Source organism: Alteromonas sp. ABV4_515 (genome assembly GCF_056160345.1).
Map to the genome: position 1 here is coordinate 991,980 of NZ_JBSWWZ010000001.1, position 23,792 is coordinate 1,015,771.

The following is a 23,792-nucleotide window of genomic DNA, read 5'->3' on the forward strand; positions in this document are numbered from 1 at the left end:
GGTGTCGATTCTGCTCACGCGGTTTTTAATTCCTGTTTACGTAACATGCCGTGCTTCTTGAGATATACCAGTAGAAGCGAGATTGCGGCAGGGGTAATACCCGAGATACGTGATGCTTTACCAATGGTCTCTGGACGAGCTTCAGTTAGCTTAGCAACCACTTCGTTAGAAAGACCGGATATTTTACTGTAATCGAAGTCCATTGGCAGCAAGGTATTTTCGTGACGCTGAGTTTTTGCAATTTCGTCAAGTTGACGGGCAATGTAACCGGCATACTTGATTTGAATTTCCACCTGTTCTGCAGCGATAGGATTGTCGATACCCGGCCCGATCCCTTCGATGGCCATCAATGCGTTATAAGTCATTTCAGGACGGCGGATCAGTTCTTCGTAAGAATGCTCTCGGCTTACCGGATTTTTCAGTAACGGGTTAAGTGCTTCAACCGCAGCGTGATCAGGATGAACCCACTGGCCGCGCAGGCGCTGAAGTTCTTGTTCAACGACTTCCATTTTGGTGTTAAACGACTGCCAACGGGCGTCATTAACCAGACCAACCTCACGGCCTAATGCCGTTAAACGATAATCAGCGTTATCTTCTCGCAGCAACAGGCGGTATTCAGCACGGCTTGTGAACATACGATACGGTTCTTTGGTGCCCATGGTGGCCAAATCATCAACTAGCACACCCATGTAAGCCTGATCGCGACGTAAAATCATAGGATCTTTCTGCTGTACCTGCAGCGCCGCGTTCGCGCCCGCCATCAGACCCTGCGCACCAGCCTCTTCATAACCGGTTGTACCGTTAATCTGACCGGCAAAGAACAGACCACCGATGAATTTGGTTTCCAACGTTTGCTTCAGATCCCGCGGATCAAAGAAATCATATTCGATAGCGTAGCCCGGACGGATAATATGCGCGTTCTCAAAACCACGAATTGAGTGGATGAGCGCCTGCTGTACATCGAAAGGCAGACTGGTTGAAATGCCGTTTGGATACACTTCGATGCTGTTCAAACCTTCAGGCTCAACGAAGATCTGGTGTGAATTCTTGTCAGCAAAGCGGGTGATTTTATCTTCGATACTCGGACAGTAACGCGGACCAACACCTTCAATGACACCAGTAAACATGGGCGAGCGATCCAAACCGCCACGAATAATATCGTGGGTTTTCTCATTGGTATGCGTGATGTAGCAGCTGATCTGTTCAGGATGCATTTCACGGTTGCCCATGAAAGAAAATACCGGCGTTGGTGTGTCACCCGGCTGGGCCTGCATCACGCTGAAATCCAGTGTGCGCGCATCGAGACGCGCAGGCGTACCGGTTTTCAAGCGATCAACACGGAAAGGGAGATCTCGCAAACGTTCGGCTAACGCGATGGACGGAGGATCACCAGCACGGCCTCCACGGTAGTTTTCAAGGCCGATGTGAATGGTACCGCCTAAGAATGTGCCAACCGTGAGTACCACACTTTGGGCTTTGAATTTTAGGCCCATTTGCGTGACAACACCCGCGACACGATCATTTTCTACGATCAAATCATCACAGGATTGCTGGAATACAGACAGATTAGGCTGATTCTCTACAATTTGACGAATAGCTTGGCGATACAGACTACGGTCAGCTTGCGCGCGGGTTGCACGTACAGCAGGACCTTTACTTGAATTCAGTGTTCTAAATTGGATCCCGCCGTGATCGATAGCCAATGCCATGGCACCACCGAGGGCATCAATTTCTTTCACCAGGTGGCCTTTTCCGATCCCACCAATGGCGGGATTACAAGACATCTGGCCAATCGTTTCCATGTTATGGGTTAGCAGCAATGTTTTTGCGCCCATGCGAGCAGATGCCAGAGCAGCCTCTGTTCCGGCATGCCCACCGCCAACCACGATGACATCAAATACGTCTTGATAAAACATGTTGAACCTCACATAACACGGGGAATGTAATTAATCTGGTTTGTTCTGACATTGGTTAGTCTGTCAGAAAAAGGGCGCGTATTTTAGCTGACTTATTGGCTAATGAAAATGGTTAAATTTTCTGCAATCTGTTTTTAGTTTGCGTCTGCCTGGTGGCTTATAGAAAATAAGATCTCTTTTAAGATCTTTATTTTTATATTTATTAGGATCGCGAAGATCTGTTAGTAAGTCACTTTTTGATCATGAGATCATGATCTTACAGAATTAATAACCGTGGTACAGAGGGGATCATAAGTACTCTGTGATCATGTGTATAACCGGGTATATTATCCACAGCGGGAAGTGGCTGAAAACTTATGCATTTTACGATCAGAGCTTATGCACAAAGGTTTAGGGGATCCTATCCACAAGGGTGATCAAGATGTGATCGTGTTGGGGATAAGTTGTCGAGAACGATCACTTTATGCTCGTATGATCGTAGTGTTTTCGGGGGCTGATCGGGTGATCTTCCTGTGATTAGATCTTTTCCACATGATCGCTTTTTTCGATCCAAAAAAGTTTATGTTGATAAATACATTATTTGTGGCCAAACGAAAAAAAACCGGTGTGATGGACACCGGCTTTGATTTTTTTCACGGAAATTTTGTTATTTAGCGTACCTGATTAGGTTGATAACGCGGCTGGGGATTGTCTGCCGGGTTCTCATCATTAACCAATCCGTCACGACGACTAGGCCCCGAGAAGCGTACTTTATAGGTGTCGTATTCTTTTATCGACTCAAAGCAGTACTTACCTAACGCCAGTTCAAGCTCTGTGAGATTGTGATTGGTGATCAAAATACAGTTCTTCTTATTCACCAAACGTTGTCTAAGTAAGTTCCCTAGCCAGCTCTGTTGATTTTTCTTTAGCATGGTTTCATTCACGCACACTTCATCTAAGATCAGCAGATCGACCTCTAGAAGCTCCTGATGGGCTTCACGGAAACGCTGTCCGATGTTGTCCTGGGAGCCAAAATCAAAAGAAAAATGACGCATTTCCATGAGTGTAGATAGCTGTCGGTATAACACGGTGATCTCGTATTGCTCAATGAGTTCATGGGCAATGGCACCAGCAATGTGTGATTTACCGCGGCCATAGTCACCGTAGAACAGCATCATGTGTGATCCTGCCTGACGCCATTCTCTATCGCTGTGAGCGGCAATAAAGGAGTGGGCGATGCTAACGGCTTCTATCACATCGTCACTGTCTTCTACCAGGTTAGCAAAGGTCCATCTCGGATTCAGATCAGAACGCCCGTGTAAGTCGTGGATACGTTTAATCTTGCTGTCTTGTTGCAACTGTCGAATTTCATCGTTAGCTTTGCGTTCGTACTCTTTTCGCAGCGTTTCGTAATCCTGATAGCCATCCTGCACCTCTGGTTTACCCATGGCGCGGGCAAGGGAATTCAGTTTGTCTTTTAATGATTGCATTGGATCAGCTCTTTTTCTGTGATGCGTATTTTTCCACCAGCTTTCTGGCATTATCGTCGGCTTCAATGCCGGCTGCAACTGGAACGGTCTGTGTACCCACCTTTCGCGTTGTGGTATGGCCTACAGCTAATCGCTTACGTTTTACTGCATAGGCGAATTTCTGGGTCCATTGAAAATGGCTGAAAACCGCATCTGGACGGCCTAACCAATACGAGACAAACTCGCCGATATCTTCGTCATCAAACTTGCGATCGATGAGTCCGATGAGATTGGCCATTTCTTCAAAGAGAGCGGGATCGGGTCGCCAGCGTCCGTGGATCGCGGTGTATTGACGATGCAGGTGCGTAAAGTTGTCTTGGTTACCATTACATAATGGCAGTAAAAGACGCTGTCCGCTCAACGACGTTTCCAGCGTGTTGTCATCCTGAAGGGCAATTAGGCCAGCCTGTTCGAGTTCCCCGAGTAGGGCATTGATTTGTTGGCCGCGAGAATAGTCACCGTCTTCAGTGTTGTTGCCGTTAACTAAGTTGATCAGATATTTATAATTTACAGGTTCCGACAATGCAGAAGGCACATCAACGGTGGGTCGTAAACCGAGACAGTAGAGCACCCGGCTGTCATTTGACAACGAGGCAGTAAGCGCGTGAAATTCGGCTTCAGTAAACATGCGTTGTTCAGGAGTTCAATTGCTGTTCAAACCATTCTATCGCGACATCTTCTGGAATGGGATGATTGAGCACATCAATGTGCAGTGGTTCAGCGATGATTTTCGCGCCAGCAGCTTTTAAGCGCTTCTCCATTTCGATGGCGCCAAAACAATAGGTGTCATAGCTGCTATCGCCTAGTCCTACGATGTAGGCTTGTACCCCCGAAAGATCGGTATCTTCCAGTGATTTGGCAAAAGCTTGAATATTTTCAGGTAATTCGCCCGCACCATGGGTAGACGTACAGATGAGCCATTTGCCTTCACATTTTAGCCCTGAGAGGTCTGGCTCAAATTGCAGTGTGGTTGTGAAACCCGCTTTCTGTGCAACTTGCTCAAGGGCTTCTGCGACATATTCTGAGGCACCGAGAACGGAACCGACCACAATAGATAAATGCTGAGACATGCGTTATTTACCAATACAAAAAGAAGAGAAAATCCGACCTAGCAGATCGTCGGAGGTGAATTCGCCGGTAATTTCAGTGAGCGCTTGGTGGGCTAATCGCAATTCTTCTGCGAGGAGTTCCCCTGCTAGGTTTGAGAGTAATTGTTGCTCACCATTGTCTACGTGTTCGGCTGCTTTGGCGAGGGCATCAAGGTGCCGACGTCGTGCAATAAATTGGCCTTCGGTAGTGGTGTCCAGACCCATGGTGTCTGCAAGGTGTTGCCGGAGTAAGTCTACGCCATCACCGGTGTTTGCTGATAAACCAATGACACTCACTTCTCCATGCTGTGTGTTTAACTGTTGGATACCTACCGTTTCTGAAGACAAATCTGCTTTATTCCGAATAACGGTGGTTGGAATATTTTCAGGCAGACGGGCCATAAATTCTGGCCAGATTTCATAAGGATCAATAACAGCCGTGTCGGTACTGTCGACAACAAAAAGAACCCGATCGGCCTCGTCAATGGCTTTCCAGGCCCGTTCTATCCCAATTTGTTCTACTTTGTCCGGACTTTCACGTAAGCCCGCGGTATCAATAATATGCACCGGCATACCGTTAATATCGATATGCTCTTTGAGCACATCTCTTGTGGTGCCGGCAATATCGGTAACAATTGCACTGTCGCGTCCTGCCAATGCATTTAGCAAACTGGATTTACCGGCGTTAGGTCGACCTGCAATGACCACTTGCATGCCCTCTCTCAGTAGGGAACCTTGCTTAGCTTTTTGCTGCACCTGAGACAATGACTCGATAATTTGACGAAGATCGCCGGCTACCTTTCCGTCAGACAGAAAATCGATTTCTTCATCAGGAAAATCAATGGCGGCTTCCACATACATTCTTAAGTGGATGATCTCTTCTGATAACTGAGTGATGGTTTGTGAAAATTCACCCTGAAGTGAACGCAGCGCACTTTTTGCTGCCTGTTTAGAGCTGGCATCAATGAGATCGGCGATGGCTTCTGCTTGCGCCAGATCAAGTTTGTCGTTTAAGAATGCCTGTTCACTGAATTCTCCCGGTCTTGCCAGGCGCACATTGGCCGCACTGAGTACCGCATCAATGAGCATATCCATCACCACCTGACCGCCATGTCCTTGGAGTTCCAGTACATCTTCGCCAGTAAACGAATTAGGCCCCTTAAAGAACAGCGCGATACCTTGATCGATAACCGTGTCATCTTGCCCCACAAAAGGGGTATAGCTGGCTACACGAGGCTTAAGCGGAGAAGGAACCAGCGCTTTAGCTACATCAAGGGCGGCCGGGCCGGATACCCGTACAATGCCCACGCCGCCACGACCGGGCGCGGTGGCTTGAGCAACGATAGTATCCTGAGAGGTGGTGAGTGAATTCATTATTAGTCTTTCATGTTCTTGAACTGAAATGGCTGGCCTAAGTCAGCGCCACGAACCAGCGAGATAACCTGTTGTAAGTCGTCGCGCTTCTTCCCGGTAACACGAAGCTGGTCGCCCTGGATAGCCGTTTGTACTTTGATCTTGGCATCTTTGATGAGTTTTACAATTTTCTTTGCGGTGGCCTGTTCTATACCTTCTTTAAACGCGATGACTTGGGTACAGGTTTTTCCGCGCTGGTCGTAATCTTTGACGTCGAGGATGCTGGTATCCAGATTGCGCTTAGAACAGGCGTTACGGAACATTGACTCTAGCTGTTGCAGCTGAAATTCACCCTCAGCCTTCATCACAACCGTTTTTTCTTTAAATTCGATGCTGGCTTCTACGCCACGAAAATCGAAACGGGTAGCAAGTTCACGGGTAGTGTTTTCCGTGGCATTACGAACTTCTTCAATGTTGATTTCGGATACGATATCGAAAGATGGCATGTTTGACCTCTTTATATATGAAACAGCCCGCAGAAGCGGGCTGTTTAAGATTAGATGAATTACTTGGATTTCAGCCCTTTCTTTTCCATGGCGGCGTAAATCAATTTCGCCTGGACAAGAGTAATGATGTTACTGACCAGCCAGTACAGCACCAGACCAGCTGGGAACCATAAGAAGAATACACTCATTGCCACTGGCATGAATTGCATGATCTTTTGCTGCATTGGGTCGGTCACCGTGGTTGGTTGCAGTTTTTGCAGTAACCACATGCTGGCACCGGTGAGTACTGGCAGTACAAAGTATGGGTCTTTCACAGACAGGTCAGTGATCCACAAGAAGAAATCTGCGTGGCGCAGTTCCACACTTTCCAGTAGTACCCAGTACAGTGCCAGGAAGATAGGCATCTGCAGGATAATTGGCAGACAGCCGCCCATCGGGTTTACTTTCTCTTTGCGGTACAGTTCCATCATTGCCTGAGACATCTTCTGGCGATCGTCACCGAAGCGGTCTTTCAGCTGCTGCATTTTAGGTGCAAGATTACGCATGCGCGCCATAGATTCGTACTGCTTCTTAGTCAGCGGGTACATTGCACCTTTCACCACAACGGTGATCAGAATGATTGCTACACCCCAGTTACCAACCAAGCTGTGCAGGAATTGCAGCAGGGCGAAAAGTGGTTTAGACAGCCACCACAGAATGCCGTAGTCCACTGTCAGATCCAAACCGTTAGCCAGACTTTCCAGGGTATCTTGATCTTTTGGTCCTAAATACAGTTCGGAACCAACGGTCACAGTGTCACCCGCATTAACGTTAACCGGTGTGCCGGTAAAACCTATGATGGCGTACTGATTTTGAACCAGTTTGGAATACAGATTATTCGTTTGTGACTGAGGCGGTACCCATGCAGCAACAAAGTAGTGCTCAAGCATACTGACCCAACCGCCAGCCGTAGAGACTTTCAGGTTTTTGTCTTCGATATCATCAAACGGATATTTTTCGTAACGGTCTTCATCAGTACCATACGCTGCACCGCGGTATGTCGGCATAAACATATTGCCACCGTCAGGCACTTGCGTGGTTTGCTTTAATTGCGCGTACTGTTGGAAAGTGGTCGTTTGCGATGAATTGTTCGCAATAGTGTAGGTTAAGGCAATGTCGTGGCTGCCTTTAGTGAAGTTGTAAGTTTTCGTTACCGCAACGCCATCTGCATTTTGCCAAGTTAATGGTACAGATAACGTATCACCTTGCATGACAAACTCTTGTTGTTCTGCATCGTAGCGAGGACGTCCAGAACGGTTAGCGTCAGGACCATCACGACCAACTAGCCCGCTTTGCGCAACATAGAGACCGTCTGCAGGGCGTAGCAGACTATAAGTTTCGGTTGATTCCTGCGTTAGCGGAAATTTTACCAGGTTCGCTTTGATAACATCGCCACCGACCAGATCAATTTGTAAATCCAGTGTGTCGGTCAGAACGTGAATCATGCGAGCTGCGTTCGGCTTTGCTTCTGGTGTCACACCCGGTACATCTTCGTTGGAAGAGGCGGGAATATCGTCGCTCATTGGCACGGATGAAGGTACACCCTCATTACCGGCTTCTACGCTGGCTTGTTCAGTCGCGGCGGGCTGAACGGGTTGGGGTCCATAATCTTTTTGCCATTGATCCCAAAGCAAGAAGCTTACGAGGGCAAGGCCGATTAGCAGAAAACTACGTTGCGATTCCATATAGGTCTCTTTATTCTGAGTGTTTATTATTCCGTGATTCCGGCACGGGATCGACTCCGCCCGGATTGAAAGGGTGGCATTTTAATATGCGTTTAATCGATAACCAACCGCCAATTAGCAATCCGTGCGAATTTAATGCTTCAATTGCATAATATGAGCAGGTTGGATGGAACCTGCAGCGTTGCCCGAGCATGGGTGAAATAAACCACTGATAGAATTTTACCAGTAGCAAGGGAAGGGCGATGGTTATTTTGCGCAGCGCTTTGCCAGTTTTTTCCATTGCTTGTCCAACATTGAAACAATTTCTTCATTGGTTAACTTATCAGCGCCAGATTTTCCGACAACGACAATATCAACTGCAGGAAGTTTGTGGCGTTGATGCCGGAAACTTTCTCTGATTAATCTTTTCAGCCGATTTCGGTCATGCGCTTTACGCACACGTTTTTTGGCAATAGTAATTCCAACACGTGGATGTGCTAACTGATTATGTCTGGCAAGTAATGTAAAAGCGGGAGATACAGCAGGGGTTGCGTCATTAAACACATGAGTAAAGTGGGAGGGAGTTAACAGACGTAACTCCCTGGAGAAATTATTTTCACCCACTTTAGGGTAGTACTCTTAAGCAGAAAGGCGAGCGCGACCTTTAGCACGGCGAGCTGCTAGTACTTTACGACCATTTTTAGTCGCCATACGAGCACGAAAACCGTGAGAACGCTTGCGCTTTAAGTTGCTCGGTTGAAATGTTCTTTTCATGACCAAAGTCTCACTTTTCTAGTTAAATTATCAGACGTTCAAAATAACGCACTTAATAACGAAACGTGGAGTTTGTCAGTAAGGTTGTTACGCCGCCCATCCAAAAAGGACGCTGAATTCTAGAGATCTCGCGGGCTGATGTCAATTGAAAACGCGATGATAGTGGATATTTTTTCGCTATCAAAGAAGAAATTTTGTTCAATCAATCGTTTTCACACTTGACCGACGAGTTAAAGTTGTGAATAACCTTGTCGGAACTATAATTTTATCCACAAGTCAAGCATTGATCGCGCCGGATCAGTAAGTTTTGTTGCGTGATCCTTCAACCTGATCAAGCGTACAGTGTTTTTATTTATAAATTTACTAAATTCATGAATAAATAAAATAAACTAATAATAACAATAATTTAAATGTTAGATCGTAGAGATCGAAAAAGATCAAGATTTACTTTACCCACAGAAGATCAGATAATCCACAGCGATCACAATTACAATACGATAAACACCGCTGTTACCCAGACTACATAGCTTAATTTCTTATTTTCAGATAAGGAATAGCTATTCTTTTCGTCTTTTTTCGCTACCTGGCGTCTGCAGCACCTTTTGGAGTCCGTTTTTATTATGTCTCTGTGGAATATGTGCCTAGAGCGCTTACGCCAGGAATTGCCGACTCAGCAGTTCAGCATGTGGATTCGTCCACTTACTGCGCAAGAAGAAGCTGGCGTGCTGACTTTATTTGCCCCAAACCGTTTTGTGCTGGATTGGGTAAGAGATAAGTACAGAGACAAGATAACTGAATTGTTCAACGAATTTCGTGGCGCTGATGCACCTCAGTTGCATCTTGATGTTGCTACGCGTTCTGTAAGACCAGCGCCTTCTGTTGCTTCTCGATCGCCAACGTCGAACCAACAACCTGCGCGTACGCCAACGCAGCCACCTGCATTTCAAGCCCCTGGTCAGTTTTCACACCAACAGGGCGATGCAACAGCGAATGTATCTTCTCATCATCATCAGGGGAGTCAGGCTGCAAGTCCATCAGCAGTGATGGCAGAACCTAAGCCTCAACAAAATCGCGATTATTCCAGTTCGGCTCAACCGCAACGGGCGGGCCCAAATGTGGTGCCTATTCCTGAGGCGATGAAGCACAAAAGTAATATTAATCCGACCTATCAATTTGATAACTTTGTTGAGGGTAAGTCGAATCAACTTGCTCGCGCCGCGGCCACCCAGGTGGCCAATAATCCTGGCGGCTCTTACAACCCGTTGTTTATCTATGGCGGTACCGGTTTAGGTAAAACGCACTTATTGCATGCAGTGGGGAACGGCATTATTGCTAATCGTCCCGGTGCAAAAATCGTGTACATGCATTCTGAGCGTTTTGTACAAGATATGGTAAAAGCACTACAGAATAATGCCATTGAAGATTTTAAGCGTTTTTATCGCTCTGTTGATGCACTGCTCATTGACGATATTCAATTTTTTGCGAATAAAGAGCGCTCACAAGAAGAGTTCTTTCACACCTTCAACGCGTTGTTGGAAGGTAATCAGCAAATTATTCTCACATCTGATCGCTATCCGAAAGAAATCGATGGTGTGGAGGATAGACTTAAATCCCGTTTTGGCTGGGGCTTAACTATTGCTATTGAACCGCCAGAGCTGGAAACGCGCGTTGCAATTTTGATGCGTAAAGCTGCTGAAAATAAAATCCACCTGCCGGATGAAGTCGCATTCTTTATTGCTAAGCGTTTACGGTCTAATGTGCGTGAGCTTGAAGGTGCATTGAACCGTGTAATTGCTAATGCGAATTTTACGGGTCGACCCATCACTATCGACTTTGTGCGCGAAGCACTACGTGACCTGTTAGCTTTACAGGAAAAATTGGTAACTGTTGATAACATCCAGAAAACTGTCGCGGATTATTATAAGATTAAGGTAGCTGACATTCTCTCTAAACGCAGAAGTCGAAGCGTAGCCAGACCACGTCAGGTTGCTATGGCCTTAGCGAAGGAATTGACCAACCATAGCTTGCCGGAATTGGGAAATGCTTTTGGTGGTCGCGATCATACAACGGTTCTGCATGCATGCCGAAAAATAGAGCAGCTTAGAGAGGAAAGTCATGATATAAAAGAGGACTACAAGAACCTGATAAGGACCTTGTCCTCATAAATCTTTGACATTCCAGGCAGGAAAGTAAATCAATGAAATTTACCATCAGTCGAGAAAAGTTTCTTCAACCTTTGCAGTTGGTATCTGGCGCTGTTGAGCGTCGACACACCTTACCCATTCTCTCTAATGTGTTAATTAAAGTTAGTGAAGGCGCACTCTGGCTGACTGGTACAGATCTAGAAGTCGAGCTGATTGCCAGCACGCAACTTGAAGGGGATTTCGAAGAAGGCGAAATCACCGTTCCAGCTAAAAAGCTCTTTGATATTATTCGCGGCATTGCGGATGGCACCTCGATTACTTTTACCCTTGATTCAAGCAAAGCACTTATTCGTGCAGGTCGTGGTCGCTACACCTTATCAACCTTGTCGGCTGGCGATTATCCGAATTTGGAAGATTGGGAAGGTGAAGTTGAATTTGAAGTGTCTTCTTCAGACATTAAACGCCTGATAAACAGTACCCATTTCTCCATGGCGCAGCAGGATGTACGTTATTATCTGAACGGGATGTCCCTCGAGACCGAAGAAAATATTATTCGCACTGTTGCGACAGACGGGCACCGTCTTGCATTGTGTCGTTTAGAATACGGCGCAGCATCGCTGCCAGCGCGTCAGGTAATTATTCCGCGTAAAGGTGTTCTTGAGATCTCGCGTTTAATTGGTGATGAAGACAAATCTATTAAAGTACAAATTGGTGCTAATCACATCCGTCTTTTTTCAGCAGATTTTATCTTTACCAGTAAATTGGTAGATGGCCGTTTTCCTGATTACCGTCGTGTACTTCCACGTGATGGCGATAAGAATATCACTGCAAGCAAGGCAGTGCTGAAAGATGCATTTGCCCGGGCAGCGATTCTGTCTAATGAGAAATTCCGCGGTGTGCGGTTGAACCTTTCTAACGGTGAGCTAAAAATTACTGCTAATAACCCAGAGCAGGAAGAGGCCGAAGAAATCGTTGACGTTAACTATAGCGGTGATGATTTAGAAATCGGTTTTAATGTTGCGTATCTTATCGATGTTTTAAATGCCCTTACTACTGAAGAGGTGCAGCTTACATTATCTGATTCCAATTCGAGCGCACTTATTCAAAACGCGGGTGATGACTCAGCTCTTTATGTCATTATGCCTATGCGTCTGTAGACATTCTTCCGGTGCGGATACTGCACCGGATATTTTCCCTTCCGGATTTATTCTATGAAACTGGACCGTGTCCAGCTGACTGATTTTCGAAATATCAAAAGCGCAGATTTCAACCCCTCACGTTCGCTGTCACTAATCAGTGGCAAAAACGGCAGTGGTAAGTCGTCTCTTATTGAAGCGCTTTATTATCTTGGCTATGGTCGCTCATTTCGAACCAACAAGCACGAATCAGCAATTCAGCACACTGCCGAGCGTTTCAGTATTTTTACGCGTTGTATAGACGATGAAGGAGAGCAGTCTTCTGTTGGGTTGCAACGTAGTCGCCATGAAAAATTTGTTTGTTCGATTGATGGCAATCATTCCCACCGTTTAGCTGATTTAGTTAGCCTGATCCCAGTTCAACTGTTCACACCGCAGAGCACAGATTTGATAATTGGTTCTCCTGGTGAGCGACGACGTTTCATCGACTGGGGGTTGTTCCACGTGGAACATCAATTCAATTTGATGTTTCAGACCTTTCAAAAACTGCTTAAAACCCGTAATACGCTACTTAAAAAGCAAGCTAATTTGGATTCGCCCGAGAATGCATACTGGGAGCAGCAATTTGTTATTGTAGGGGAGCACCTCAATACCCAACGAAAAGACTATGTAGGCCGCTTACAGCCAATATTTAATGCTATTTGTAGTGAATTTCTACCTGAGTTTTCTCTCGAAATCTCGTATTATAAGGGGTGGGAAAAAGGCGCCTCTTTGACAGATAGTTTGCTCCGCAAACGTGATTACGATAGCAAGGTAGGATATACCACATCCGGACCACATAAATCTGATCTACGCTTTAAGGTAGATGGAAACCTTGCACAAGAAATTCTATCAAGAGGCCAACTTAGAATGGCTGTCGCAGCATTACAGTTATCGCAGACAAAGCTGTTTCAACAGGAAACGCAAAGAAAGAGTATTTTCCTTCTTGATGATGTCGGCGCAGAATTAGATATAGATAAGCGAGAGCGGTTTATAGATGGGTTGATCGCAATGGATACACAATTGTTTGTTACAGCAATTGAACGCGAGCAACTCGAATTTATAGACAAATATGAAGACAAAAAAATGTTTCACGTGGAACATGGCCACGTGAAAGAGGAGTAAAGGTTAGACTATGTCAGAGCAAAATAACTACGACTCGTCCAGTATTAAAGTACTTAAGGGCTTGGACGCCGTACGTAAACGCCCGGGTATGTATATTGGTGATACAGACGATGGAACCGGCTTGCACCACATGGTTTTCGAAGTTGTAGATAACTCCATTGACGAAGCACTGGCAGGTCACTGCTCCGAAATCGTTATTCAGATTCATTCTGATGGTTCCGTTTCTGTATCAGATAACGGCCGTGGTATTCCTACTGCTATGCACCCGGAAGAGGGCGTGTCTGCAGCAGAAGTTATTATGACCGTACTGCATGCCGGCGGTAAGTTTGACGATAACTCTTATAAAGTTTCTGGTGGTTTACACGGTGTAGGTGTTTCTGTAGTAAACGCACTGTCCAGCAAACTGAAGCTGAAAATCCGACGTGAAGGCAAAGTTCACGAGCAGGAATATCAACATGGTGTTCCTCAGGAGCCGCTGGCAGTGACTGGCGATACTGACAAAACCGGTACCTCAGTACGTTTTTGGCCCAGTACCGATACCTTCACCGATACGTTGTTCCACTACGACATTCTGGCTAAACGTCTCCGTGAACTGTCATTTCTTAACTCTGGCGTATCTATCCGTCTCAAAGATGAGCGTGATGGTAAAGAAGATCACTTCATGTACGAGGGCGGGATTCAGGCTTTCGTTCAGTACCTGAACCAGAATAAAACACCCGTGCATCAGAAAGTATTTCATTTCAGCACAGAGCGTGAAGACGGCATTTCTGTTGAAGTGGCGATGCAGTGGAATGATGGTTTCCAGGAAAGCATATTCTGCTTTACCAACAACATACCTCAACGGGACGGCGGAACACACTTAGCGGGTTTCCGTGGTGCGTTGACGCGTACGCTGAATAACTATATGGAAAAAGAAGGCCTGAACAAAAAGGCCAAAACCAACGCGAGTGGTGATGATGCCCGCGAAGGTTTGACTGCTGTTATTTCGGTAAAAGTTCCAGACCCTAAGTTCTCATCACAGACTAAAGATAAACTGGTTTCTTCAGAAGTGAAGAATGCCGTTGAGTCTACAATGAACGAAAAACTGGCTGACTTCCTGCTTGAAAACCCTAACGAAAGTAAGATTATTGCTTCAAAGATTATCGATGCAGCCCGTGCCCGTGAAGCTGCACGAAGAGCCCGTGAAATGACCCGTCGTAAAGGCGCGCTCGACTTGGCTGGTCTTCCTGGCAAACTTGCTGACTGTCAGGAAAAAGATCCTGCACTGTCTGAACTGTACATCGTGGAGGGTGACTCTGCAGGTGGTTCCGCCAAGCAGGGGCGTAACAGAAAAAATCAGGCTATTCTGCCGTTGAAGGGTAAAATCCTGAACGTAGAAAAAGCCCGTTTCGATAAGATGCTTTCTTCTCAGGAAGTCGCCACGCTTATCACTGCGTTGGGTTGTGGTATTGGGCGTGACGAATACGACCCGGAGAAACTGCGTTATCACAGTATCATTATCATGACCGATGCGGACGTAGACGGATCACACATTCGTACATTGCTACTCACGTTCTTCTATCGTCAGATGCCTGAAATCATCGAGCGTGGTTACGTTTATATTGCTCAACCACCGCTTTACAAAGTGAAGAAGGGTAAGCAAGAGCAATATTTGAAAGATGAAGATGCACTAACTAATTATCTGACGAACATTGCTGTAGATGGTTCGGCGTTATTTACCAGCGAAGATGCCCCCGGAATTTCTGGTGTGGCTCTGGAAAATCTGGTTAAGCAGTACCAGTCAGTTGAGAAAATGATTAAGCGTATGCATCGTCTGATGCCGCCTGCGATTTTATATCGTCTCATTTATTCTCCAACATTAAGACACGAAGACCTTATGAGTGAATCGACACTCGATAGCGTTGCTGAGAGCTTCGTAAACAGTCTTAACGAGAAAGAGAATGATGGTGCCACGTATAGCTACGATATCTTGAAGGAAGAAGAAGGCAGTGAATTCTTCATTCAAATTACTATGCGTATGCACGGTATCGACTATAACTATAAGCTAAGCCAGGAGTTTATCGACTCTGCAGAGTACGCGAAAATCCGTGACCTCAATGAGTCAATTAACGATATGATGAACGACTCGGCATTCGTGCAACGTGGCGAGAAGAAGCAACCGGTGGAGTCATTCAAGGAAGCACTGGAATGGTTGATGAACGAAGCAAAACGCGGTCAGTATATTCAACGCTATAAAGGACTGGGTGAGATGAACCCAGACCAGCTTTGGGAAACTACCATGGACCCTGATAGCCGTCGTATGCTTCAGGTTACAGTTGAAGATGCGATTAACTGTGACCAGCTGTTTACTACGCTGATGGGAGACCAGGTTGAACCGCGTCGTGCCTTCATCGAAGCGAACGCACTGAAAGTTGAAAACCTGGATGTGTAGTTGATTACAATAAAATAATTTGTGAAAGGCGACTCAATGAGTCGCCTTTTTTTATGGGAAACAACTACCTCAAAGAGAGGTATTGCTTAGAAAATAGTGGTAATTTATTCAAAAGAAAAGGGACGTGTCAGATGTAAATAAGGACATTGCCATGCTTAGAAAAATCACTTTCACTTTAGTTTGCCTTATTGGTATTGCAACGCCCATTGAAGCATCTCAACCATCCAACATAACCGAAATAAATTGTTCGAAACGATAACCCGATTTTTGCGCGAACATCTGCTAGAAGAAAAAAAGCCAGCTCAATAAGCTGGCTTTTCACATTTATCGGCGCTCAGATAAATGGTGGATTAGGCTCTTGGCGTCACCAGTAGCATTACCTCACCACCGCTTGCGGGAGTGAAGGTAAATCGATACAGACCGGTTTTTTGTGGGGTGAACTGCAGATTCTCTGAATCTGTGCCACAAACCATGTAGAGCGGCTCTTGGTTAAGAACAACCTGACCACGATAACGGGCTCCACAGGTTTGGTCAGGTGTCCAGAAGCCGTCAGATAGACGGAAGTCATACGGCTGACCATCAGCAATTAAATCAACATCAACATACCAGCCTTGAGGGCCATCGGTTAACTGATATTTAGCGTTGGCTTCCCACCAGTTAAAAACACCGCGTAAATAGAGATCTTGAAATTTAATCTCAGGCGGATCCATTAGGCCAGGCAGGCTTACAACGCTGCGGCTACTACAGCCAGAGAGAAGGGCGACGAATAATAAAAAAGCGAACTTTTTAATCACTGTAACTCCATTAAAAAAATGCCCGACACAACTTGCCGGGCAATGCGCGTTATTGTGTGCAATACAGCAGGCTATTTGGCGAGAAGCGAAATATCTGCTGCTTTAAGAAATTGCTGTCTTAATACAGACAACAGCGCCAGACGGTTGTTCCGTACAGCGTCGTCTTCGGCCATAACCATCACGTTATCGAAGAAGCTATCTACGGCGTCGCGTAACGTAGCCAGAGCGCTTAATACCGCATTGTAATCAGATGACTCAACACCAGACTCAACTTCAGCTTTAACACTCTCCAGCGCTTTGTACAGGGCGATTTCGGCTTCTTCCTGTAACAAGGATGCATCGACAGCGTCAGAAATATCGCCATCTTGCTTAGCAAGGATATTGGCAACACGCTTATTACCCGCCGCGAGTGCTTCAGCTTCTTCACGGGCTTTAAACGCCGACACCGCTTCTACACGTGCAGCATAATCGGCTGGACGAGTAGGACGACGGGCAGCCACCGCTTGAATAACATCAATGCTAACACCTTGGTCTTGCAGTAACGCGACAAAACGTCCAAGCACGAAGTCTACAACCTGCGCCTGTGTTTCTGCGTTAGTCAGTTTATCACCATAAACGTCTACCGCTTTCGCAACCAGCGTATCTAAATCAAGCGCGAGATCTTTCTCAACAATAATACGAAGCACACCAATGGCAGCACGACGCAGTGCGAATGGGTCTTTATCGCCTTTTGGCAACTGACCAATACCAAAGATACCCACCAGCGTATCCAGCTTGTCTGCCAAAGAAACAGCAGCACTCACGCCAGATGCAGGGAGCGCATCGCCAGAGAAACGCGGCATGTATTGCTCATAAAGCGCATTGGCAACGTCAGCAGATTCGCCGTCGTTCAGCGCATAGTATTTGCCCATCACGCCCTGTACGTCAGGGAATTCCATGACCATTTGCGACATTAAGTCGGTTTTCGCGAGTAAACCTGCACGCGAAGCGGATTCCGCGTCGGCACCAATTTGGCCTGCAATAAAACCAGAGAGGGCTGCAATACGGTCAGATTTATCTTTCAGTGTACCGAGCTGCTTTTGGAACAGCACCGTCTCCAGGCTGGCAAGACGACTTTCTAACGTAGACTTCTTATCTGTGTTAAAGAAGAATTCTGCGTCAGCAAGGCGAGGGCGGATGACTTTTTCGTTCCCGGAGATCACCTGAATGGGATCTTGAGACTCAATGTTACTGACGAACAGGAAACGGTTGTCCAGCGCGCCTTCTGAGGTCAGCAGCGGGACGTATTTCTGGTCATCTTTCATGGTGTAAATGAGGGCTTCTTTTGGCACTTCCAGGAAAGCGGCTTCGAACGATGCCTGCATTACAACCGGCCATTCAACCAGTGACGCAATTTCTTCCAGTAAACTCTCGTCATAGTCAGCTTTTAAACCAAGCTCAGACGCTGCCTTTTCCAGTTCGTTTCGAATGTACTCGGTACGCTCTGAAAAGTCGGCATAAACATAATGCGACTTCATAGCGGCGGCGTAGTTATCAGCGTGATCAAGCTCAAAGGTGGCTTCGCCATGGAATCGATGCCCTTGAACAACACGGCTACTGGCTTTACCCAGTACGGTTAAAGGCAACAATTCTGCGCCGTAAAGGGCAGTAACCGTATGCACCGGACGAATAAACTGGGTTGTAGAATTACCCCAGCGCATGGCTTTAGGAATAGGCAATTTCCCGATCGCTTGATTAACCAGGCCTTCAATGAGTGCGCTAATGTGCTGACCTTCAACACTGGCGCGATGAAGTAACCATTCCCCTTTATCGGTAACCATGCGTTCTGCTTCAGAAACGTCGATACCATTACCGCGGGCCCAGCCCATGGCGGCTTTCGTTGGATTGCCATCTGCATCAAACGCAGCAGAAACCGCAGGGCCGCGCTTCTCTACCACTTTATCCTGTTGTGATTCTGCAAGGTCGGAAACCGATACTGCTAGACGACGCGGTGCTGCAAACCAGTGAATTCCAGAATAAGCGAGTTCAGCATTATCCAAAGCCGTTTGTAAATTGTCGGCGAAACTTTGCCCCAACGCCTTCAGCGCTTTAGGAGGGAGTTCTTCAGTGCCAATTTCTACTAATAAATTCTCTGTGCGCACGATTACTGCTCCTTCTTACACATTGGGAAACCGAGAGCTTCACGCGCCTGGTAATAGCTTTCAGCACAGGCCTTAGCAAGTGTTCGTACGCGCAAGATATAACGTTGTCTTTCGGTGACTGAAATCGCATGACGGGCATCGAGCAAGTTAAAAGCATGAGACGCCTTCATAACCTGCTCGTAAGCGGGCAGAGGTAAATTCTTTTCAATTAACGATTGGCTGGCGGCTTCGCATTCATCGAATGTTTTGAACAGGAAATCCACATCAGCGTGCTCGAAGTTATACGCCGACTGCTCAACTTCGTTTTGATGGAACACATCACCGTAGGTCACTTTACCCATTGGGCCATCTGTCCACACCAGATCGTAAATGCTGTCGACGCCCTGAACGTACATGGCCAGGCGCTCTAAACCATAAGTGATTTCACCAGTAACCGGTTTACACTCAAGGCCACCTACTTGCTGGAAGTAAGTAAATTGAGTTACTTCCATACCGTTCAACCAGACTTCCCAACCAAGACCCCAGGCACCCAGGGTAGGTGATTCCCAGTTGTCTTCTACGAAACGAATATCGTGAACCAGCGGATCGAAACCCAGCTCTTTCAACGAGCCAAGGTATAGCTCCTGGATGTTGTCAGGAGAAGGCTTCAACATAACCTGAAACTGATAATAGTGCTGCAGACGATTGGGGTTTTCGCCATAACGACCATCGGTAGGGCGTCGGCAAGGTTGTACATAAGCACTGCTGATAGGCTCTGGCCCTAACGATCTTAAGAACGTCATCGGGTGGAAAGTACCGGCACCTACTTCCATATCAAGAGGCTGGATAATCACGCAACCTTGGCGTGCCCAGTAATCCTGCAGTGCGAGGATCAAACCCTGAAAGGTTTTAATATCGTATTTCTGCATGTTTGCTGCTTATAACTGACCAATGTAAAGGTGGAGTAGTATACAATTTGTCAGCAGCCGAATGTAGGCTGAATTTAATGAAAACTGATTAAAATACGCTTAATTTAGCAGGGAAACCGATATGAAAGTGACGACAGGTGTAAATCGCTGTGGCTGGGTCTCGGATGATACGGAATATCAGCTTTATCATGATACGCAATGGGGACGACCAGAATTGGATGATAAGGCACTGTTTGCCAAACTTTGCCTCGATGGACAACAGGCTGGCTTATCCTGGATTACGATTCTGAAAAAGCAGGCCAATTTTGAATCCGCTTTCCATAACTTTGAACCAGAACGGGTAGCAAAGATGACCGATGACGATGTTGAGCGACTTATGCAAAATACAGGAATTATTCGTAATCGTCTTAAAATAAAAAGCATCATTACCAACGCTCAGGCCTATTTAAACATTACTGAGCGCATGACTTTCAAAGACTACATCTGGCAGTTCACGGAACATAAAACCATTATTAACCAATGGCAAGACTATAAACAGGCACCGGTCAGTTCACCTGAATCGAAGCAGATGTCGAAAACACTTAAAAAAGACGGCTTTAAATTTGTGGGGGAAACGATTTGTTATGCCTACATGCAGGCGGTGGGAATGGTGAACGATCACACGGTGGAATGTCACTGTTACCAATCGTGCTGTGAACAGGCACGGCGGTAACAGTGAAGATAGACTGGCACTCAAGCGGTGTTCAGTTGTTGGCACCAGCGACTGATATCATCCAGTTCGGCTAACACCTTGGTCTCGTATTCAGATTCAATTTGTTCTCTGGCCACATCTTGCTTTCTTCGTTCTTTCAGTGGCAGTTTTCTGCGTTCGTCTAAAATCGCAAAGCCACTGATCTCTACATAGAGCGCGTAGATATGGGGGAACTTCGTTTTATACTCTGGCGGTGCTTCCAATGGCAGGGCATTAAGCAGCTTACAAATGCGAATGGCGCCTTCTGATAAATCACACTGTTGCTGTTGCATCGCTTTGCTGATAACAACAATACTTTCTGTGATTGTGTCTATCCGGCCATCTCTGGCAGCCTTTTGTCTCGCGTTCTGTTGCTTTAACAAAAACAGGAGCTTTCCGGCATAAAATCCAAGACCTAGAATAATCAGTAAACCTGCGACAATGGCGACAGTTAACCACATAGCACTTTACACCCTAGTCTTTGAATTCATCCATACTGATAGCATCCAGATGCTTCATCGGATCTTCGTCCTCTTCTTCATCGTCGCTGTCAGTAATACCCAGTAAATCACAAATAATACGGTGACGTGCCATTTTCTCGTCAACGTAAGCTTGTTCTGCCTTACTAATGGCAATACCGTCGTCGAGTTTATCGAGCAACGTTGCTAATCGGTTATCCGCTTCTAACGCGGCCAATTCGTCTGCTGGCGTGGCGTATTTTTTTACCACAGCTTTCGTTACCGGGGCTTTTATCAGCTCAATCGGCTTTTTACTGCCGTGGCGAGGATCTTTATTTCCTGAGGCGCGCTTCTCTTGCTTGGCCTTAGATTCAACTGCGTTTCTGCTACCCGCTTTGTTACCGGAGTGCTTCTTAGATTTTGCAGGTGAAGTGGTATTTTGTTTTTTCTTTTTATTGAAGTCAGGATCTTTCCTGACACCAATTAGCCCGACTTTACGGGTCTTTTTAGAACGAGACGACATAACTTTGTCTCCTGGTTAAACGATAATTGGGTGTAATTATACCGCGTATCTATGGATGCTTCTTCAACAATACAACGTCTTTGCTGCAAAGAGTGACAGAAAACCCGAATTCCCGACCAATATAGTCGAAGGTACGCGCTGAGAAAAATGACACATGTGTCATGTCATTCTTGTAATGCCAACTGACGAATTTCTCCGGACTTTCAACACGCTTGGTCATGATTGCCATCATGCCGCCTGGTTTTAGCAATGAAGTAAGCAACGTTAACTCTTCAATTGGTCTGTGAAAGTGCTCGATAGCTTCGGTACAGGAAATAAAATCGTAGTTCAGGTTAAGAACTGATTCGTCATTGGCATAAATAGGATCGTACCAGTGCATCGAAAAACCATGCTGTTTCAGCATATCGGCGAGTACCGGCGCAGGACCACAACCAAAATCTAATCCTATAGCTGGAGGCGTGAGTTGTTCTGTTATTGGTGTGCACGCTCGGTTCAGAAACTGCCGGTAACCTTGATCATCAAAGCTGTTTTCGTGAAGGTCGTATTCGGCTTTCTCCTGACTTAAATCGGGCAAAAACTCCCTTGCCACAAATACCAAATCACATTGCTCACAGCGCAAATATCGACGCTTTTTATCTTCGTGATAGTGGTTAATTTGTTTTGAAAGACAGAGCGGACAAGTGTCAGAGTATTTCATTTACAGAGGCGTCCGGATTGGTTGGGGGAGGATTGGAAACAAGTTTAACAGGAGCCAAAAAGAAAAAAAGGTGATGGTCGAAACCATCACCTCGTTTATCAGTGTCTGATGACACCTCTCCCGTTATTGCACTTATGTGCAAGGGTGCTCCCCTTTTTTTTGTTTTTTACAGAGCTTATATTGTTTAAGGTCTTCCTGACGCTTTATCCAAATTCCTGGTCTGTTGATTTTTGTTATTGTTGTATTTCAGTTGGTGCTCTTTCAGGCAAAGCTCCAAACTTGAGCAGCTATACTACAGAACTGAGTTCAAAAAACAAGTGGTTATTTACAAATAATTAACAACCTTTGAAATACAAGTACTTAGTGTAGGCCTGCCAGGTAGTTCGACAGGATCTCAATGTCTTCGTCAGTAAGCTTCATGGCCACATCACGCATCATGCCGTTCATGTCGTTAGCCCGTTGGCCTTCCCGGAAGCTTTTTAGTTGGGCTGCGACGTAGTCAGTGTATTGACCACTGATATCGGGAAAGCCAGCTAACCCCATGCCATTCCCGTCTGGACCGTGGCAAGCACTGCAGGAGGGAATGCCACGTGATGCGTCACCACCGCGGTAAAGCGCTTGGCCTGCTTCGACGTAATTCTCTGGCGTTTGTCCGATTTTAGGATCTTGTGAAGAGAAATAGGCCGCTAAATCTGCCATGTCTTGTTCTGACAGGGCACCTGCCATTGGATTCATCACGGCGTTATTACGGCCTTCTGCGCCGCCCGTTTGCATCGCTAGTTTAAACTCTTTCAGTTGTTTTTCGATATAGCCTGCATGTTGCCCTGCGATTTTCGGATACATGGGGATCATGGCGTTGCCATCAGGACCGTGGCAAGCTGCACAGGTTACAGATTTTGCTTTTCCGGCTTCGGCATTTCCTTCTGCCAGAACAGTTCCGGTAAAACCTAATGCCACACAAACAACTAAACACAGTTTTTTCATAACTAATCTCTACAAAGGACCAAACGGCTTCGGCGTTATACGTGATATCATATGTATCTTTACACATTTAACACGGCAGAAAAACTTATTCCATAATAAAACTATGGTTTTATGGCGATTTTCTGATAAGTGTCAAACAATTTATAATTAAGTCCAAAGTATAGACGGATATTAACAATGTCGTATTACACAAAAGCAAAGTTTCTCATGAGTGCGCCGGATATCCGCCATCTTAAACAGGATGAAGGCATCGAAGTGGCGTTTGCAGGCCGCTCGAATGCCGGGAAGTCCAGCGCCTTAAATACGCTCACCAGACAAAAAAACCTGGCTAGAACCAGTAAAACGCCTGGTCGCACGCAGCTGATTAATATCTTTGAACTTGACGAAAACCGCCGCCTGGTTGACTTACCTGGATACGGTTTTGCTCAGGTACCCTTAGAAATGAAAAAGAAATGGCAGGCATCGCTGGGTGAGTATTTGCAAAAGCGGAAAAGCCTACGCGGTCTGGTGGTGATGATGGATATCCGACACCCGTTTAAAGATCTCGATCAGGATTTAATTTTCTGGGCTGTCGATGCGGGACTTCCCGTATTAGCGTTATTGACGAAAGCTGATAAGTTAAAATCAGGTAAGCGAAAAGAAGCATTAATGTTTGCAAAAACGGCAGCACTGGCCTTCAATGGCGATGTGACGGTACAGACTTTCTCGTCGTTGAATAAGATTGGCGTGGGTGAAGCTGAAGCTATATTAAATAATTGGTTCGACCTGAATAAAAAAGAAGAAGAGTAGGTGGCAGCTGTAGGAGATAAATTTTTGCAGTCCTGAAAAGAAAAA

General features: G+C 46.0%; 23 protein-coding genes. 6 read left to right on the forward strand and 17 right to left on the reverse strand.

The genetic code is table 11. From position 1 onward, the window contains the following. Positions 1 to 14 precede the first annotated feature (14 nt). The 10 genes from mnmG to rpmH form a co-directional block, all read right to left on the reverse strand. Positions 15 to 1,916: a tRNA uridine-5-carboxymethylaminomethyl(34) synthesis enzyme MnmG gene (gene mnmG, locus ACXAGX_RS04285; protein WP_474836759.1), complete on the reverse strand. Its 1,902-nt coding sequence runs from the start codon at positions 1,914 to 1,916 to the stop codon at positions 15 to 17. A 650-nt stretch (positions 1,917 to 2,566) separates the two neighbouring features. Beyond that, positions 2,567 to 3,385 (reverse strand): DnaA ATPase domain-containing protein, encoded by an 819-nt coding sequence (locus tag ACXAGX_RS04290; RefSeq protein WP_474836761.1) that lies wholly within the window; start codon positions 3,383 to 3,385, stop codon positions 2,567 to 2,569. Positions 3,386 to 3,389: 4 nt separating this feature from the next. Continuing rightward, positions 3,390 to 4,052 carry a DnaT-like ssDNA-binding domain-containing protein gene (locus tag ACXAGX_RS04295; RefSeq protein ID WP_474818472.1) on the reverse strand — a complete coding sequence of 221 codons (663 nt, stop codon included), beginning with the start codon at positions 4,050 to 4,052 and terminating at the stop codon, positions 3,390 to 3,392. A 7-nt stretch (positions 4,053 to 4,059) separates the two neighbouring features. After that, positions 4,060 to 4,494, reverse strand: a complete 435-nt coding sequence (locus ACXAGX_RS04300) for a flavodoxin domain-containing protein (protein ID WP_474836763.1) — start codon at positions 4,492 to 4,494, stop codon at positions 4,060 to 4,062. 3 nt (positions 4,495 to 4,497) lie between these two features. Next, positions 4,498 to 5,886 (reverse strand): tRNA uridine-5-carboxymethylaminomethyl(34) synthesis GTPase MnmE, encoded by a 1,389-nt coding sequence (mnmE, locus tag ACXAGX_RS04305; RefSeq protein ID WP_474836765.1) that lies wholly within the window; start codon positions 5,884 to 5,886, stop codon positions 4,498 to 4,500. Between the two features lie 2 nt (positions 5,887 to 5,888). After that, on the reverse strand, positions 5,889 to 6,371 hold the full coding sequence (locus ACXAGX_RS04310) for a YajQ family cyclic di-GMP-binding protein (protein WP_474818467.1): 483 nt from the start codon (positions 6,369 to 6,371) through the stop codon (positions 5,889 to 5,891). 59 nt (positions 6,372 to 6,430) lie between these two features. Next, a complete protein-coding gene (gene yidC / locus ACXAGX_RS04315) occupies positions 6,431 to 8,095 on the reverse strand; it encodes a membrane protein insertase YidC (protein ID WP_474818464.1) in 1,665 nt (554 codons plus the stop codon). Positions 8,096 to 8,105: 10 nt separating this feature from the next. Then, the gene (gene yidD / locus ACXAGX_RS04320; RefSeq protein WP_283645667.1) at positions 8,106 to 8,354 is read right to left on the reverse strand and encodes a membrane protein insertion efficiency factor YidD; all 249 of its coding nucleotides are present in this window, start codon (positions 8,352 to 8,354) and stop codon (positions 8,106 to 8,108) included. Next, positions 8,342 to 8,698: a ribonuclease P protein component gene (gene rnpA, locus ACXAGX_RS04325; RefSeq protein WP_283645666.1), complete on the reverse strand. Its 357-nt coding sequence runs from the start codon at positions 8,696 to 8,698 to the stop codon at positions 8,342 to 8,344. Before rnpA ends, yidD begins: the two co-directional genes overlap by 13 nt. Positions 8,699 to 8,713: 15 nt before the next feature. Then, positions 8,714 to 8,848, reverse strand: a complete 135-nt coding sequence (rpmH, locus tag ACXAGX_RS04330; RefSeq protein WP_014290886.1) for a 50S ribosomal protein L34 — start codon at positions 8,846 to 8,848, stop codon at positions 8,714 to 8,716. Positions 8,849 to 9,468: 620 nt separating this feature from the next. Here rpmH and dnaA point away from each other — a divergent pair. The 4 genes from dnaA to gyrB are packed head-to-tail and all read left to right on the forward strand — an operon-like array spanning position 9,469 to position 15,723. Beyond that, positions 9,469 to 11,013 carry a chromosomal replication initiator protein DnaA gene (gene dnaA, locus ACXAGX_RS04335; RefSeq protein WP_474836767.1) on the forward strand — a complete coding sequence of 515 codons (1,545 nt, stop codon included), beginning with the start codon at positions 9,469 to 9,471 and terminating at the stop codon, positions 11,011 to 11,013. Between the two features lie 32 nt (positions 11,014 to 11,045). Then, positions 11,046 to 12,149, forward strand: a complete 1,104-nt coding sequence (dnaN, locus tag ACXAGX_RS04340) for a DNA polymerase III subunit beta (RefSeq protein WP_474836769.1) — start codon at positions 11,046 to 11,048, stop codon at positions 12,147 to 12,149. A gap of 54 nt (positions 12,150 to 12,203) precedes the next feature. Continuing rightward, the gene (gene recF / locus ACXAGX_RS04345) at positions 12,204 to 13,292 is read left to right on the forward strand and encodes a DNA replication/repair protein RecF (RefSeq protein WP_474836771.1); all 1,089 of its coding nucleotides are present in this window, start codon (positions 12,204 to 12,206) and stop codon (positions 13,290 to 13,292) included. 10 nt (positions 13,293 to 13,302) lie between these two features. Further along, positions 13,303 to 15,723, forward strand: coding sequence for a DNA topoisomerase (ATP-hydrolyzing) subunit B (gene gyrB, locus ACXAGX_RS04350; protein ID WP_474818458.1), 2,421 nt, complete (start codon positions 13,303 to 13,305; stop codon positions 15,721 to 15,723). A 350-nt stretch (positions 15,724 to 16,073) separates the two neighbouring features. Here the strand turns inward: gyrB and ACXAGX_RS04355 are convergent, their stop codons facing one another. From ACXAGX_RS04355 to glyQ, 3 genes are all read right to left on the reverse strand, one after another. Further along, the gene (locus ACXAGX_RS04355) at positions 16,074 to 16,517 is read right to left on the reverse strand and encodes a hypothetical protein (RefSeq protein WP_474836773.1); all 444 of its coding nucleotides are present in this window, start codon (positions 16,515 to 16,517) and stop codon (positions 16,074 to 16,076) included. 71 nt (positions 16,518 to 16,588) lie between these two features. Then, positions 16,589 to 18,658: a glycine--tRNA ligase subunit beta gene (gene glyS / locus ACXAGX_RS04360; RefSeq protein WP_474836775.1), complete on the reverse strand. Its 2,070-nt coding sequence runs from the start codon at positions 18,656 to 18,658 to the stop codon at positions 16,589 to 16,591. A 2-nt stretch (positions 18,659 to 18,660) separates the two neighbouring features. After that, a complete protein-coding gene (glyQ, locus tag ACXAGX_RS04365; protein ID WP_474836777.1) occupies positions 18,661 to 19,566 on the reverse strand; it encodes a glycine--tRNA ligase subunit alpha in 906 nt (301 codons plus the stop codon). Between the two features lie 121 nt (positions 19,567 to 19,687). Here glyQ and ACXAGX_RS04370 point away from each other — a divergent pair, with 121 nt between their 5' ends. Next, a complete protein-coding gene (locus ACXAGX_RS04370; protein ID WP_474818454.1) occupies positions 19,688 to 20,278 on the forward strand; it encodes a DNA-3-methyladenine glycosylase I in 591 nt (196 codons plus the stop codon). Positions 20,279 to 20,298: 20 nt separating this feature from the next. Here the strand turns inward: ACXAGX_RS04370 and ACXAGX_RS04375 are convergent, their stop codons facing one another. The 4 genes from ACXAGX_RS04375 to ACXAGX_RS04390 form a co-directional block, all read right to left on the reverse strand. Then, a complete protein-coding gene (locus tag ACXAGX_RS04375) occupies positions 20,299 to 20,757 on the reverse strand; it encodes a DUF2489 domain-containing protein (protein ID WP_474818452.1) in 459 nt (152 codons plus the stop codon). Between the two features lie 13 nt (positions 20,758 to 20,770). Next, positions 20,771 to 21,277 carry a Der GTPase-activating protein YihI gene (gene yihI / locus ACXAGX_RS04380; protein WP_474818450.1) on the reverse strand — a complete coding sequence of 169 codons (507 nt, stop codon included), beginning with the start codon at positions 21,275 to 21,277 and terminating at the stop codon, positions 20,771 to 20,773. Between the two features lie 49 nt (positions 21,278 to 21,326). Beyond that, positions 21,327 to 21,974 (reverse strand): class I SAM-dependent methyltransferase, encoded by a 648-nt coding sequence (locus tag ACXAGX_RS04385; protein WP_474836779.1) that lies wholly within the window; start codon positions 21,972 to 21,974, stop codon positions 21,327 to 21,329. Positions 21,975 to 22,334: 360 nt separating this feature from the next. Then, positions 22,335 to 22,958, reverse strand: a complete 624-nt coding sequence (locus ACXAGX_RS04390; RefSeq protein WP_070124313.1) for a c-type cytochrome — start codon at positions 22,956 to 22,958, stop codon at positions 22,335 to 22,337. Between the two features lie 177 nt (positions 22,959 to 23,135). On the opposite strand from ACXAGX_RS04390, the gene yihA reads away from it, so the two are divergent. Then, the gene (gene yihA / locus ACXAGX_RS04395; protein WP_474818446.1) at positions 23,136 to 23,747 is read left to right on the forward strand and encodes a ribosome biogenesis GTP-binding protein YihA/YsxC; all 612 of its coding nucleotides are present in this window, start codon (positions 23,136 to 23,138) and stop codon (positions 23,745 to 23,747) included. Positions 23,748 to 23,792 lie beyond the last annotated feature (45 nt).

Coding starts and splice junctions, on each gene's coding strand:
- mnmG (WP_474836759.1), bottom strand. CDS start 1,916: ATGTTTTATCAAGACGTATTTGATGTCATCGTGGTTGGCGGTGGGCAT.
- ACXAGX_RS04290 (WP_474836761.1), bottom strand. CDS start 3,385: ATGCAATCATTAAAAGACAAACTGAATTCCCTTGCCCGCGCCATGGGT.
- ACXAGX_RS04295 (WP_474818472.1), bottom strand. CDS start 4,052: ATGTTTACTGAAGCCGAATTTCACGCGCTTACTGCCTCGTTGTCAAAT.
- ACXAGX_RS04300 (WP_474836763.1), bottom strand. CDS start 4,494: ATGTCTCAGCATTTATCTATTGTGGTCGGTTCCGTTCTCGGTGCCTCA.
- mnmE (WP_474836765.1), bottom strand. CDS start 5,886: ATGAATTCACTCACCACCTCTCAGGATACTATCGTTGCTCAAGCCACC.
- ACXAGX_RS04310 (WP_474818467.1), bottom strand. CDS start 6,371: ATGCCATCTTTCGATATCGTATCCGAAATCAACATTGAAGAAGTTCGT.
- yidC (WP_474818464.1), bottom strand. CDS start 8,095: ATGGAATCGCAACGTAGTTTTCTGCTAATCGGCCTTGCCCTCGTAAGC.
- rpmH (WP_014290886.1), bottom strand. CDS start 8,848: ATGAAAAGAACATTTCAACCGAGCAACTTAAAGCGCAAGCGTTCTCAC.
- dnaA (WP_474836767.1), top strand. CDS start 9,469: ATGTCTCTGTGGAATATGTGCCTAGAGCGCTTACGCCAGGAATTGCCG.
- dnaN (WP_474836769.1), top strand. CDS start 11,046: ATGAAATTTACCATCAGTCGAGAAAAGTTTCTTCAACCTTTGCAGTTG.
- recF (WP_474836771.1), top strand. CDS start 12,204: ATGAAACTGGACCGTGTCCAGCTGACTGATTTTCGAAATATCAAAAGC.
- gyrB (WP_474818458.1), top strand. CDS start 13,303: ATGTCAGAGCAAAATAACTACGACTCGTCCAGTATTAAAGTACTTAAG.
- glyQ (WP_474836777.1), bottom strand. CDS start 19,566: ATGCAGAAATACGATATTAAAACCTTTCAGGGTTTGATCCTCGCACTG.
- ACXAGX_RS04370 (WP_474818454.1), top strand. CDS start 19,688: ATGAAAGTGACGACAGGTGTAAATCGCTGTGGCTGGGTCTCGGATGAT.
- ACXAGX_RS04375 (WP_474818452.1), bottom strand. CDS start 20,757: ATGTGGTTAACTGTCGCCATTGTCGCAGGTTTACTGATTATTCTAGGT.
- yihI (WP_474818450.1), bottom strand. CDS start 21,277: ATGTCGTCTCGTTCTAAAAAGACCCGTAAAGTCGGGCTAATTGGTGTC.
- ACXAGX_RS04385 (WP_474836779.1), bottom strand. CDS start 21,974: ATGAAATACTCTGACACTTGTCCGCTCTGTCTTTCAAAACAAATTAAC.
- ACXAGX_RS04390 (WP_070124313.1), bottom strand. CDS start 22,958: ATGAAAAAACTGTGTTTAGTTGTTTGTGTGGCATTAGGTTTTACCGGA.
- yihA (WP_474818446.1), top strand. CDS start 23,136: ATGTCGTATTACACAAAAGCAAAGTTTCTCATGAGTGCGCCGGATATC.